Source organism: Streptomyces griseofuscus, from assembly GCF_014673495.1.
Classification (GTDB): domain Bacteria; phylum Actinomycetota; class Actinomycetes; order Streptomycetales; family Streptomycetaceae; genus Streptomyces; species Streptomyces murinus.
This window is the reverse complement of sequence record NZ_CP051006.1, coordinates 2,944,304-2,956,528: the sequence shown is the minus strand read 5'-3', so window position 1 is coordinate 2,956,528 and position 12,225 is coordinate 2,944,304. Positions and strand designations below refer to the sequence as shown.

Genomic DNA, 12,225 nt, shown 5'->3' with positions numbered 1-12,225 from the left:
GCATTCAGTGTCCGGCACGGCCGTACTCACTCCCATCGGTGTCCGGCACGGCCGCGCTCACTCCCAGCGGAACCAGCGCGCCGCGCCCGCCGTGAGCAGCACCGCCCACAGCGCCAGCACCCCCAGGTGCTCCCAGCCGGGCCAGTCGCCCGCGGCCGCCTGGTTCAGGGCCTCGGCCGCCGCCCCGAAGGGGGTGAAGCCCACCACCCGGGCCAGCGTGTGCGGCATGTTCTGCACCGGCAGCCACACCCCCGCGCAGAACATCATCGGGAAGAACACCGCCGATCCGATCGCCCCCGCGATCTTCGTGGTCCGCGACAGCGCCGACAGGACGGAGCCGAGGGCGAGCGAGGCCGCCGCCGCGAGCAGCAGCGCCAGCAGATAGCCGCCCGGCTGCTCCGGCAGTCGTACGTCGAACACCACCCGGCCGACCAGCAGCGCGAGCAGCGCCGAGGCCAGCGCCACCCCGCCCTGCACCGTCATCTGCGCGCTCAGCAGCGCGACCGGCCGCACCGGGGTGGCCGACATCCGGCGCAGGATGCCCCGCTCCCGGTAACCGGTGAGCACCTGCGGCAGCGACTGCGCCCCGCACATCAGCAGCGCGATCAGTACGGCCACCGGCACATAGGCGTCGATGGGCCGCAGCCCGCCCATCGACCGGTCGGCCTGCCGGAACGCGGGGATCGAGCCGAGGATCCCCAGCAGCAGCGTCGGGAACAGGAACATCCAGAACACGGCGGCCGGTTCGCGCCGGAACAGCCGGAACTCGGTACGCAGGACGGCGGTGTTCATGCCGTGGCCTCCTTGGTCAGATCGAGGAACGCGTCGTCCAGGGTGGCGTCCACGACACGGAGCTGATGGGCGGTGACGCGGTGCCGGGCGAGCAGGGTGAGGACCGCGTCGACGGTCTCGTCGGTGCCGGAGAGGGTGAGCCGGCCGTTCTGGTGCTCGATCGAGGCGAGCGCGGGGAGCGCGGCCAGCTCACGCTCGTCCAGCGGCGCCGACGGGGTGAAGCTGATGACGGTCGCGCCGGCCGAGCGGTGGATCAGCCCGGCCGGGGTGTCCAGGGCGGCCACCCGCCCCTTGTCGATCACCGCGATCCGGTCGCACAGCCGCTGCGCCTCCTCCATGAAGTGGGTGACGAGGAGCACGGTGACCCCGCTCGCGCGGACGTCCTCGATCAGCTGCCAGGTGTCCCGGCGGGCCCGCGGGTCCAGTCCGGTGGTCAGCTCGTCCAGGACCACGATCCGGGGGCCGCCGATCAGCGCCAGCGCGATGAACAGCCGCTGCTGCTGGCCGCCGGACAGCTTCCCGAACCGGGTGCCGAGCTTGCCGGTGAGGCCGAGACGTTCGGCCAGCGGCCGCCAGTCGGCGGGCCGCGGATAGAACGCGGCGTACAGCTCCAGCGCCTCCCGTACGGTCAACTTGGCCTGGATCTCGCTCTGTTGCAGCTGGGCGCCGAGGGTCTGGGCGACCTTCGCGTGGTCGGCGACCGGATCGAGCCCGGCGACCCGGATCCGGCCGCCGTCGGGGACCCGTAGGCCCTCGACGCACTCGACGGTGGTGGTCTTGCCGGCGCCGTTCGGGCCGAGGATCCCGAAGATCTCGCCCTCCTCGACGGCGAAGGAGACGCCGTCCACGACGGGCCGGCCGCCGTACGACTTGCGCAGATCGGTGACTTCGATGACGGATGGCATGCGTCGAGAATCCCGTTCGGGCGGGGTCCGGCACATCGGCCGGCCCGCTCGAAGGCGCATCAGCCGATCGGTTGATGCGGGGGTACGACCCGACGCGTGGCCGGGGCCGGGGGCGACTCGGCGCGGGACCGGGAGGCGTAGGACCAGCGGCGGAGCGGGGTCCGGCCAAAACTCGGTGGGCGGCGCCGGTGCCGGTCCGTACGCTCGCCTGTGATGCCCACGACACGTGCAACCACCCAGGACAGATCCGCCGTCCGCAGCCTGCTGCGGCTGTGGCCCTATGTGCGGCCGGTGCGCGCGCGGCTGCTCACCGCGGCCCTCGTCGCGATCGTCGCCTCGTGCACGGGCCTGGTGATCCCGCTCGTCCTGAAGTGGCTGGTGGACGGCCCGGTGGCCGACCGGGACCCGGCGGGTGTCTGGCTCGGCGCGCTGTACCTGCTGCTGCTCGGGATCGCCGAGGCCGTGCTGTTCGGCATCCGCCGGTGGCTGGTGGCCCGGCCGCTGTCGCGCGTCGAGGCGGGGATGCGGGCCGATCTGTACCGGCATCTCCAGCGGCTGCCCGTCGCCTTCCACGACCGGTGGGCATCCGGTCAGCTGCTGTCGCGGGGCACCACCGATCTGATGCTGCTGCGCATGTTCCTCGCCTTCCCACTGACCTTCCTGCTGGTCAACGGGGTCACGATCCTGGTCGGCGTGGCCATCATGCTGGCCCAGGACTGGCTGCTCGGGCTGGTCGTGCTGGTGCCCGCGGTGCCGGTGCTGTGGACGTGCGTGGTCTTCGAGGGACGGTACGCGCGGGTGGCGCGGCGGGCCCAGGACCAGGTGGGGGACCTGACCACGCTGGTCGAGGAGAGCGTGCTCGGCATCCGCGTCGTCAAGGGCTTCGGCCGCCACCGCAGCCAGGCGCGGGCGTTCGACGCGCTCTGTGCCGACCTGCGCGGCACCGAGCTGCACAAGGCGCGGCTGCTGGCGACGATCTGGGGCGTCATCGTCACCCTGCCGGAGCTGGCGATCGGGGCGGCGCTGGTGCTGGGCGTGATCCAGGTCGCCGACGGGGACCTCTCGGCGGGCACGCTGGTGGCGTTCCTCAGTACGGCGCTGGCGCTGCGCTGGCCCGTGGAGTCCATCGGGTTCCTGCTGGCGATGAGCCAGGAGGCGGCCACGGCCACGGAGCGGTACTTCGAGGCGATGGACGAGGCACCGGAGGGAGGACCGGCGGGGGAGCCGGCGGTCGGCCCACGTGAGCCGGCGCCCGAGCCGGCCGTGCTCCAGGACGCCGGTCTCCGCTTCGAGAACGTACGGTTCCGCTACCCCGACGCCGCCCCCGACTCCCCGCCCCTCCTCCAGCACATCGACCTGCACATCCGCCCCGGCGAGTCCATGGCCCTCGTCGGTGCCACCGGCAGCGGCAAGACCACCCTCACCGCCCTCGTCCCCCGCCTCCACGAGGTCACCTCGGGCCGTATCACCCTGAACGGCGTCGACATCACCGCCATGCCCCGCGAGGAACTGCGCGAGAAGGTCGCCGTGGCCTTCGAGGAGCCCACCCTCTTCTCCACCACCGTCGGCGAGAACGTCCTCATGGGCGCCCCTGACGGCACCGGCGCTGACGACCTCGACCGCGCCCTCGCCATCGCCCGGGCCGAGTTCGCGCACGCCCTCCCGGAGGGCACCGCCACCCGCGTCGGCGAGCAGGGCCTCAGCCTCTCCGGCGGCCAGCGGCAGCGCCTCGCGCTGGCCCGGGCCGTCGTCGGGCGCCCGGAGTTCCTGGTCCTCGACGATCCGCTGTCCGCGCTGGACGTGCACACCGAGGCCGCCGTGGAGGCCGCGCTGCGCCGGGTGCTCGCGGACACCACCGCGCTGATCGTGGCGCACCGCCCCTCCACCGTGCTGCTCGCCGACCGGGTGGCGCTGCTCTCCGGCGGCCGCATCGCGGCCGTGGGCACGCACCAGGAACTGCTCCGCGGCAACGCCGAGTACGCGCACCTCATGTCCGGCGAGGAGGACCCCCGTTGACCGCCCCGAGCCCCGACAACCCGTTCGACCAGGACCTCCTGCCCTCCCCGCCCGGCGCCACCGCCGCCCTGCTGCGCTCGCTCATCGCGCCGATGCGGGCCCGGGTCGCCCTGACCACCGTCCTGCTGCTGCTCCAACAGGCGGCCGTGCAGGTCGGGCCGCTGCTGGTGGCGTACGCCATCGACCGCGCCGTACCCGCCGTCCGCGACCACCGGTACGGGCCGCTGATCGCGGTGGGCGCCGGCTATCTGCTGTGCGCGCTGCTCTCCGGCGGGCTCCAGGTGGCGTTCGTACGGCAGTCCGCGCGGGTCAGCCAGGACGTGCTGCTCGATCTGCGCGGGCGGATCTTCCGGCACGCGCAGGCGCTGAGCATCGACTTCCATGAGCGGTACACCTCCGGGCGGCTGATCTCCCGCTCCACCACCGATGTGGAGTCGCTGCGGGAGCTGATGGAGGACGGGCTCCAGGAACTGGTGACGGTCGTCCTGTCCTTCGTCTACATCTCGGCCATGCTGCTGTGGCTCGACCTCGGGCTCGGCGCGGTCGCGGTGGGCTCCTTCATTCCGCTGTACTTCCTGATCCGGGTCTACCAGCGGCGCGCGGGACGGGTGTTCCGGGCGCGGTCCACGGCGATCGCGGCGGTGATCGTGAAGTTCGTGGAGACCATGAACGGCATCCGCCCGGTGCGCGCCTTCCGCCGGGAGAGCGCCAACGACACCGCGTTCGCCGAGCTGAACCGCGCCCATGAGCGCGCCAACGGTGACTCGCTGCTTGAGATGGCCCGCTATGTGGTGGGCTCCCGGCTGGTCGCCAACACGGCGGTCGCGGGCATCGTGCTCTGGGGCGCCTACCGGGTGGCGGACGGCTCCCTCGAACTGGGTGTGCTGGCCGCGGCGGTGCTGTATCTGCGCCGTCTGTACGACCCGATCGACCGGCTCGGGATGTTCCTGAACTCCTACCAGTCGGCCGCCGCGTCCCTGGAGAAGATCGCCGGTCTGCTCGCCCGGACACCGTCCGTGCCCGAGCCGGTCGCCCCCGGCGAACTGCCGCCGTCCCGGGCCGGGTTCCCGGGCCGCGAGGTGCGCTTCGACAAGGTCCGCTTCGCCTACCGCACCGGTGGCGAGGTGCTGCCCCGCTTCGATCTGACCCTGCCGGCCGGGCAGACGGTGGCCGTGGTCGGCGCCACCGGCGCGGGCAAGTCCACCCTGGCCAAGCTGCTCGCCCGCTTCTACGACCCGACCGAGGGGCGGGTGCTGCTCGACGGGGTGGACCTGCGCGACCTGCCCACGGCCGAACTGCGCCGCGGGGTGGTGATGGTGACCCAGGAGGCGTTCCTGTTCTCCGGCAGCGTCGCCGACAACATCGCGATCGGCCGCCCGGACGCCTCCAGGGCGGAGGTCGAGCGGGCCGCGAAGGTGATCGGCGCGCACGAGTTCATCAGCGCGCTGCCCGACGGCTACGACACCGACGTCCGCAAGCGCGGCGGCCGTATCTCCGCGGGCCAACGCCAACTGGTCGCCTTCGCACGGGCGTTGCTCGCCGACCCGGCCGTCCTCATCCTGGACGAGGCCACCAGCTCCCTGGACATCCCCGGCGAACGGGCCGTCCAGCGCGCCATGTCCACCGTTCTGCGCGGCCGCACCGCCGTGGTCATCGCGCATCGCCTGTCCACGGTCGAGATCGCCGACCGCGTCCTGGTGATGGCCGACGGCCGTGTCATCGAGGACGGCCGGCCCGCCGAACTCATCGCGGGCACCGGCAGGTTCGCCGACCTCCACCAGGCGTGGCAGGACAGTCTCGCGTGAGCGGGGCGCCCGTGACCTGGCCGAGCGCCACCCCCGTCGACACGCCCCGGCTGCGCCTCGAACCGCTGCGGGTCGGACACGCGGCGGAGGCCTTCGCGGTCCTCGACGACGTACGACTGCACATCTGGACCGGCGGCGCGCCCGCCACCCCGGCGGAGCTGGCGGCCCGATACCGGCGCCAGTGCGCCGGGCACTCCCCGGACGGCCGGCACGGCTGGCTGAACTGGATGCTGCGTCGCCGCGCGGACGGCCGGCTCATCGGCACCGTCCAGGCCACCCTCTCCCGTGCTGACGACGGCGACACCGAGGCCGAACTCGCCTGGGTGATCGGCGTCGACCACCAGGGCGAGGGCTACGGGCAGGAGGGCGCGCGGGCCATGGCCGACTGGCTGGGCGCCCACGGGGCGGACCGGCTCGTCGCGCACATCCACCCCGGGCACGAGGCGTCGACGGGCGTCGCGCGGGCGCTCGGGCTGCGTCCGACGGACCGGATCGCCGACGGCGAGGTCCGCTGGAGCGACCGGCCCACCCGACCGTGCCGGGTCGTCGGCTAGAGGGAGCCCACCGAGTAGGTCTCGTAGATCTCCAGGAGATCCTCGTCCTCCGGCACATCCGTCCGGTCGTACGTCTCCCGGCACACCAGGGCGGTCAGCCGGACCAGTTCACGCAGCCCCGGGTAGGAGGAGTCCGTCACGAAGCGGGGCCGGTGGCCTTCCGCCCGGCCGGGCAGCCGGGACAGGAACTGCTCCGCCGTGTCGTCGGCCGCCGCCTGCCGGACGTCGCCCCGCACGCAGTGCATGCCCAGCGTCGGCACGGACCGGCACGCCCCCACCAGCCGTCGCCGGGCGTCCGCCGGCAGCTCCAGCCAGGAGGTGAGCCGGGCCGTCCCGCCCAGCGCGGCGGCCGCCACCCGCTCCGCCGCCTCGGCCCGCTCCCCGCTCACGGCCAGAGTCGTCAACTGACCCGGTGCGGAAGGGGTCCAATCGGTGACGCAGATGATCTCGTCGGTTGCTGCCTGACGCACGCCTCGTCCTTGCCTCGTTGAGTTCGAGGCATAGTTGTACACCGTCGGAGTGATCTCGGCGGACCGCCGGGGCGCGCGACCGCCCCGGCTATGGCACCCCCAGCTCGAACAGCGCGTATCCCGCGTACGAGCCGGAGGCCAGCGCGGCGACGCCGAGGACCGTGCACAGCATCGGCAGCGACAGCCGGCGCAGGGCCGCGGCCAACGGCAGGAAGAGGGGGAAGCAGGGCAGCAGGTAACGCGAGACATTGGCGAAGATCTGCTGGCTGCCGAGGACCAGGGCCAGGGTGAGGATCGTGTACACGACCAGCACCGCCGGTGGCCGCAGCCGGATCAGCAGCGGCAGCAGCGTGACGGCGAGCAGGACGACACCGACGCCGATCATGTCCGCGTAGGGGTAGGCGAAGAGATAGTCGCCGAACCGCCCCACCGGTACCGAGCGCAGCACGTCCAGGGTCTGGCTGCCGTAGTCGAAGCGGTGCGCCCACGCGCCCGACTGGAGCTTGAAGTAGCCGCCGAGGTCGCCCATCCGGTCGCCGACCCACAGCAGATAGCCGAGCAGTCCGAGCGGTGCCAGGGCCAGCGCGAACAGCGGTCGTCCCACCCCGTCCTCGCCCCGGCGCACCGCCAGCAGCGCCGCCACCGCGAGCGCGGCGATCAGCGCGGCGGCCGTGGGCCGGTTGAGCCCCGCCGCGAAGGTGAGCACCCCCGCGGCGAGCCAGCGGTGGGTCAACGCCGCGTAGCAGGCCCAGACGGCCAGGGCCACATAGAGGGAGTCGGAGTAGACCGCCCACTCCACGCCCGAGCCCGGCCACACCGCCCACAGCCCGGCCGCGGCGAACCCCGCGCGACGGCCGCCGAAGCGTTCCGCCACCGCGTAGACACCGAGCGCGGCGGCGAAGGACGCGAGGATCGACACCAGCAGCCCGGCGCCGTAGGAGCCGAGGCCGGTCACCGCGGAGGTCATCCGGATCAGCGCGGGGTACAGCGGGAAGAACGCCGCCGAGTTGCCCTCCAGCGTGATCATCCCGGTGGCGCCCGGGACGGGGACGAGCTTCGGGTCGTAGCCGTGCAGCGCGATCTGCTGGTACCACCAGCCGTCCCAGGTCGCCAGCACGTCCCAGGCGTGCGCCCCGCCGCCGAAGCGGGGGTCCTTGCCCCGGTAGTCACCGGCGGCGGACAGCAGATACATGAAGGAGCAGAAGCCGACCAGCTTCAGCGCGCCGAACACGGCGAGCACCGGTCCGTGCCGGCGGGCGGCCGCGCGCAGGCGGGAGTCGGGCGCGAGGGCCGGGGCGAGGGGCCGCGGCAGGGTCGCGGTCACGCGGTCGTACGGGGACGGCGGGCACGCGGGCCCGTGGCGGCCAGGGTGCGCCGCATCCGGGCGATCCCGCGCAGGTCGGCCAGCGCGGTGGCGAGGATGTCGACGCTGCTGTCGGGGTCGTCCACCCAGTCCACCGGCACCTCGTGGATCCTGAGCCCGGCCCGCTCGGCGAGCACCAGCAGCTCGGTGTCGAAGAACCACTCCTCGTCCCGCACCAGCGGCAGCAGCCGCTCGGCGGCCTCGCGGCGCACCGCCTTGAACCCGCACTGCGCGTCCGAGAAGCCGACGGCCAGCGTCCAGTGCAGCAGTGTGTTGTAGCAGCGCGAGATCACCTCGCGCTTGGGCCCGCGCACCACCCGCGCGCCGGACGCGAGCCGGGTGCCGATGGCCAGGTCGGAGTGGCCGGATATCAGCGGTGCCACGAGCGGCAGCAGCGCCGCGAGCCCGGTGGACAGATCGACGTCCAGATACGCCAGCACCGGCGCCCGGGACCCCGACCAGGCCGCCCGCAGCGCCCGGCCGCGCCCCTTCACCGGCAGCCGCAGCGAGGTCACCTCGGCTATGTCCAGGGCGAGTTGAGCCGCGATGCGCGCGGTGCCGTCGGTGCTCGCGTTGTCGGCGATCGTGATCCGGAACGGGTAGGGGAACGTGTCCCGCAGATGCGTGTGCAGCCGCCGGACGTTCGGCTCCAGGTCCTTCTCCTCGTTGAACACCGGTACGACCAGGTCCAGTACGGGCTCGTCGTGATGGGTGGGCAGCGGGGCGCGCCGGGGTGCGGGGGCCTGGGCGGGCGCGGTGGCCCGGCCCGGTCGGATGCTGATCACGTGGTTCCCCGTTCGCTGTTCGCGGTGGCGGTCGTGGTGGGCGGTGGTGCCGAGGTCGTCGTGGACGTGTTCGGCGGGTACGACGTGGTCGGCGTCGTACTCGGAGCTTCGGGTGGCACCGAACTCGACGAGCTGGGCGACGAGTTCGGCGTCGACGTGGGCGGGAGGGTCGCTGACGTGCTCGGCGGGGCCGACGGCGAGGGCGCCGGACTCGTGCTGGGCCGGGGCCCCGGCGTGCCCGGCACCACCTGGGTGTTCTGGTGCGGCCACAGGAACAGCCCGAGGCCGAGTCCCGCGACCACCGCCGCGGAACCGGCCGCCCGGTACGCCGCGCGCACTCGGCGGCGGGTGCGCACCCCCGCCCGCAGCCGCTCCCGGTGCCGCGGCTCGAACGGCGCGGGCTCCAGCGTCCCGTGCATCAGCCGCGTCAGCCGCTGTTCGAAAGCGTCGGCCCCCTCGGTCTCGTCGGCCCCGTCGAGGCCGGTCTCGTCCACGTGATTCCCGAGCTTCATCACTCACCCCACCGGCTCGACGACGTCCGACAGCAGCTGCCGCAGCCGGGCCACCCCGCGTGCGGCATGGGACCGTGCGGTGCCGACCGGGCAGCCGAGGGTCTCGGCCACCTGCCGGTCGGGCAGGTCCTGGTAGTAGCGCAGGACCACCGCGGCCCGCTGGCGCGGCGTCAGCCGCGCGAGCGCCGCCTCAAGCCGGGAGCGTTCGGCCACGGTCGCCGACAGATCGCCGCCGGCCGCCACCTCGGGCAGCTCCTCCACCGGCCGCTCGCCCCACCAGCGCCGCCGCGCCGAGCGGGCCGCCGCCCGCGCCAGCACCGTGCGCACATACGCCTCCGGCGCCTCGTCGGCCACCTTCGGCCAGGCGAACCACAGCTTGACCAAGGACTCCTGCAACAGGTCCTCGGCCCGATGCCGATCGCCCCCGGTGAGCAGACGGGCCAGGTGGACGAGGACCGACCAGCGGGCCGCCACGAACGCGTCGTACTCACCGGCCCGAGCCTGCTCCATTCCCACGGTCCCCGTTCTCGCCGGCGCTCTTCACAAGGGGAAAGGCCCTGGACCCCCTCGGACGCTGCACCCGCGGCACGTGATCCATGTCACGCACAGCCGTCGCACAGTCTCGGCACAGCGCCCGGGCTCAGCCGGTCCCCGGCCCCCCGAGCACCCGCAGCAGCAGCACCGACCGCCCCGGCACGGTGACTTCCGCGCCCGCCGGGTGCGCGGTGCCGGGCGGCGCCGACTGGTCCTCCCGGGAGGTGTCCACCACCACCTCGTAACCCTCGGCCCACGGCGGGCCCGGCAGCACGAAGCCGGTCGGTTCCGCGCCCGCGTGCAGCACCGCGAGGAAGCTGTCGTCCACCACCTGCGCGCCCCGCTCGTCCCGGCCCGGGATGTCCCGCCCGGACAGATACATGCCGAGCGTGGCCGCGGGCGCGTACCAGTCGCCCTCGGTCATCTCCGCGCCCCGCGCCGTGAACCAGGCCAGGTCCCGCAGCCCGTCCGCGGCCTGCGCCCGCCCGGCGAAGAAGGCGCGCCGGCGCAGCACCGGATGCCGGTGGCGCAGCGCGATCAGCCGCGAGGTGAGGGCGAACAGCTCCCGCCAGCCCGGCTCCTGAAGGAGCGACCAGTCCAGCCAGCCGGTCGCGTTGTCCTGGCAGTACGCGTTGTTGTTGCCGCCCTGGGTGCGCCCGAACTCGTCACCGGCCACCAGCATGGGCACCCCGGTGGACAGCAGCAGCGTGGTGAGCAGATTGCGCAGCTGGCCGCGGCGCAGGGCCCGGACGTCCGGGTCCGCCGTCTCACCCTCCGCGCCGCAGTTCCAGGACCGGTTGTCGTCGGTGCCGTCCCGGTTGTCCTCGCCGTTGGCCTCGTTGTGCTTGCGCTCGTACGACACCAGGTCGCGCAGCGTGAAACCGTCGTGCGCGGTGATGAAGTTGACCGAGGCGTAGGGGCGGCGCCCGCCCCAGGCGTACAGGTCGCTGGAGCCGGACAGCCGGTAGCCCATTTCGCGCACATCGGGCAGCGCGTGCCGCCAGAAGTCGCGTACGGCGTCCCGGTAGCGGTCGTTCCACTCGGCCCACAGGGGCGGGAAGGCGCCCACCTGGTAGCCGCCCGAGCCGATGTCCCAGGGCTCGGCGATGAGCTTGACCCGGCGCAGCACCGGGTCCTGGGCGATCACCGCGAGAAAGGGCGAGAGCATGTCCACGTCGTGCATCGAGCGGGCGAGCGCCGCCGCGAGGTCGAAGCGGAAGCCGTCCACACCCATCTCGGTCACCCAGTAGCGCAGCGAGTCGGTGATCAGCCGCAGCACCTGGGGCCGCACCACATGCAGGGTGTTGCCGCAGCCGGTGTAGTCGGTGTAGCGGCGGGCGTCGTCCTGGAGCCGGTAGTAGGCCCGGTTGTCGATGCCCTTCAGGGACAGCGTCGGGCCCAGCTCCCCGGCCTCGGCGGTGTGGTTGTAGACCACGTCGAGGATGACCTCGACACCGGCCGCGTGCAGCGCGCGCACCATCCGCTTGAACTCGCCGACCTGCTGTCCTGCCGTACCGGAGGCGGCGTAGGCGGCGTGCGGGGCGAAGTAGCCGACGGAGTTGTAGCCCCAGTAGTTGGCGAGGCCCCGGCGCAGCAGGTGGTCCTCGTGCGCGAACTGATGGACGGGCAGCAGCTCCACGGCGGTCACGCCCAGCTCCACCAGGTGCTCGATCGCGGCCGGGTGGGCGAGCCCGGCGTACGTGCCGCGCAGCTCCTCGGGGATGCCGGGGTGCAGCTTGGTGAAGCCGCGGACGTGCAGCTCGTAGATGACCGAGTCCGCCCAGGGCGTCTTGGGGCGGTGGTCGTCGGACCAGTCGTCGTCATCGTGGACGACGACACCCTTCGGGACGTACGGCGCCGAGTCCCGTTCGTCCCGCACCGTGTCGGCGACCTGCTGCTCCGGCCAGTCCCGCACATGGCCGTACACCTCGGCCGGCAGGGTGAACTCGCCGTCCACCGCGCGCGCGTACGGATCGAGGAGCAGTTTCGCGGGGTTCCAGCGGGCGCCGGTCCACGGGTCCCAGCGGCCGTCCACCCGGTAGCCGTAGCGCTGTCCGGGCAGCACGCCCGGCACGAAGCCGTGCCAGATCTCGTGCGTCAGCTCGGTCAGCGGGACCCGGGTCTCCCGGCCGTCCGCGTCGAACAGGCACAGCCGGACCGACCGCGCACCGGCCGCCCACAGCGCGAAGTTGGTGCCCGCCACCCCGTCCGGGCCGACCCGGAACCGGGCCCCCAGCGGCGTGGGCGCGCCCGGCCACACCGGTGGCCCGGGTACCGGGGCGCGCCGGGCGCCGTTCGTCGAGGGCGCCGCGGCCCGCCCTCCGGCCGGTGCCCGCTGCTCGGCTGCGCTCGTCACCTGTCGGCCCCTCTTCCAGTGGCTCGGCCCGGGAGCGGCGCAGCCCGCCGCGGCCGGTCGCCGGGCGGGCCCGAGGGCACCCGGACAAACCCGCCTCGGCACGGCGCCCCGGGCCGCCGGCGGACCCGGCCAC

10 protein-coding genes are annotated in these 12,225 nt (G+C 73.6%); 3 read left to right on the top strand and 7 right to left on the bottom strand.

The genetic code is table 11. From position 1 onward, the window contains the following. Nucleotides 1–57: 57 nt before the first annotated feature. Together HEP81_RS12890 and HEP81_RS12885 are read right to left on the bottom strand one after the other, a co-directional pair. Nucleotides 58–792 (bottom strand): ABC transporter permease, encoded by a 735-nt coding sequence (locus tag HEP81_RS12890; protein ID WP_037657146.1) that lies wholly within the window; start codon nt 790–792, stop codon nt 58–60. Next, entirely contained in the window at nt 789–1,697 is a 909-nt protein-coding gene (locus HEP81_RS12885) for an ABC transporter ATP-binding protein (RefSeq protein ID WP_037657152.1), read from the bottom strand. Before HEP81_RS12885 ends, HEP81_RS12890 begins: the two co-directional genes overlap by 4 nt. 213 nt (nt 1,698–1,910) lie before the next feature. Here HEP81_RS12885 and HEP81_RS12880 point away from each other — a divergent pair, with 213 nt between their 5' ends. The 3 genes from HEP81_RS12880 to HEP81_RS12870 are packed head-to-tail and all read left to right on the top strand — an operon-like array spanning nt 1,911 to nt 6,072. Then, nucleotides 1,911–3,713: an ABC transporter ATP-binding protein gene (locus HEP81_RS12880; protein WP_037657154.1), complete on the top strand. Its 1,803-nt coding sequence runs from the start codon at nt 1,911–1,913 to the stop codon at nt 3,711–3,713. Continuing rightward, nucleotides 3,710–5,518 carry an ABC transporter ATP-binding protein gene (locus tag HEP81_RS12875; RefSeq protein WP_051850251.1) on the top strand — a complete coding sequence of 603 codons (1,809 nt, stop codon included), beginning with the start codon at nt 3,710–3,712 and terminating at the stop codon, nt 5,516–5,518. Before HEP81_RS12880 ends, HEP81_RS12875 begins: the two co-directional genes overlap by 4 nt. Beyond that, nucleotides 5,515–6,072 (top strand): GNAT family N-acetyltransferase, encoded by a 558-nt coding sequence (locus HEP81_RS12870; RefSeq protein WP_243279404.1) that lies wholly within the window; start codon nt 5,515–5,517, stop codon nt 6,070–6,072. The genes HEP81_RS12875 and HEP81_RS12870 overlap by 4 nt, the downstream gene beginning before the upstream one ends. On the opposite strand, the gene HEP81_RS12865 is transcribed toward HEP81_RS12870, so the two are convergent. The 5 genes from HEP81_RS12865 to glgX form a co-directional block, all read right to left on the bottom strand. Next, nucleotides 6,069–6,542 (bottom strand): hypothetical protein, encoded by a 474-nt coding sequence (locus HEP81_RS12865; RefSeq protein ID WP_154822526.1) that lies wholly within the window; start codon nt 6,540–6,542, stop codon nt 6,069–6,071. The genes HEP81_RS12870 and HEP81_RS12865 overlap by 4 nt on opposite strands. A gap of 88 nt (nt 6,543–6,630) precedes the next feature. Then, complete coding sequence (locus HEP81_RS12860; protein ID WP_037657158.1) at nt 6,631–7,866, bottom strand: glycosyltransferase family 39 protein; 1,236 nt, start codon at nt 7,864–7,866, stop codon at nt 6,631–6,633. Continuing rightward, nucleotides 7,863–8,960, bottom strand: coding sequence for a dolichyl-phosphate beta-glucosyltransferase (locus tag HEP81_RS42660; RefSeq protein ID WP_381126596.1), 1,098 nt, complete (start codon nt 8,958–8,960; stop codon nt 7,863–7,865). The genes HEP81_RS12860 and HEP81_RS42660 overlap by 4 nt, the downstream gene beginning before the upstream one ends. 245 nt (nt 8,961–9,205) lie before the next feature. Continuing rightward, nucleotides 9,206–9,712, bottom strand: coding sequence for a SigE family RNA polymerase sigma factor (locus HEP81_RS12850; protein ID WP_037657162.1), 507 nt, complete (start codon nt 9,710–9,712; stop codon nt 9,206–9,208). 130 nt (nt 9,713–9,842) lie between these two features. After that, nucleotides 9,843–12,092: a glycogen debranching protein GlgX gene (gene glgX / locus HEP81_RS12845; RefSeq protein ID WP_037657163.1), complete on the bottom strand. Its 2,250-nt coding sequence runs from the start codon at nt 12,090–12,092 to the stop codon at nt 9,843–9,845. Nucleotides 12,093–12,225 lie beyond the last annotated feature (133 nt).

Bases quoted from the DNA above. Each gene is read 5' to 3' on its own strand.
- HEP81_RS12890 (WP_037657146.1), bottom strand. From the start codon at position 792: ATGAACACCGCCGTCCTGCGTACCGAGTTCCGGCTGTTCCGGCGCGAA.
- HEP81_RS12885 (WP_037657152.1), bottom strand. From the start codon at position 1,697: ATGCCATCCGTCATCGAAGTCACCGATCTGCGCAAGTCGTACGGCGGC.
- HEP81_RS12880 (WP_037657154.1), top strand. From the start codon at position 1,911: ATGCCCACGACACGTGCAACCACCCAGGACAGATCCGCCGTCCGCAGC.
- HEP81_RS12850 (WP_037657162.1), bottom strand. From the start codon at position 9,712: ATGGAGCAGGCTCGGGCCGGTGAGTACGACGCGTTCGTGGCGGCCCGC.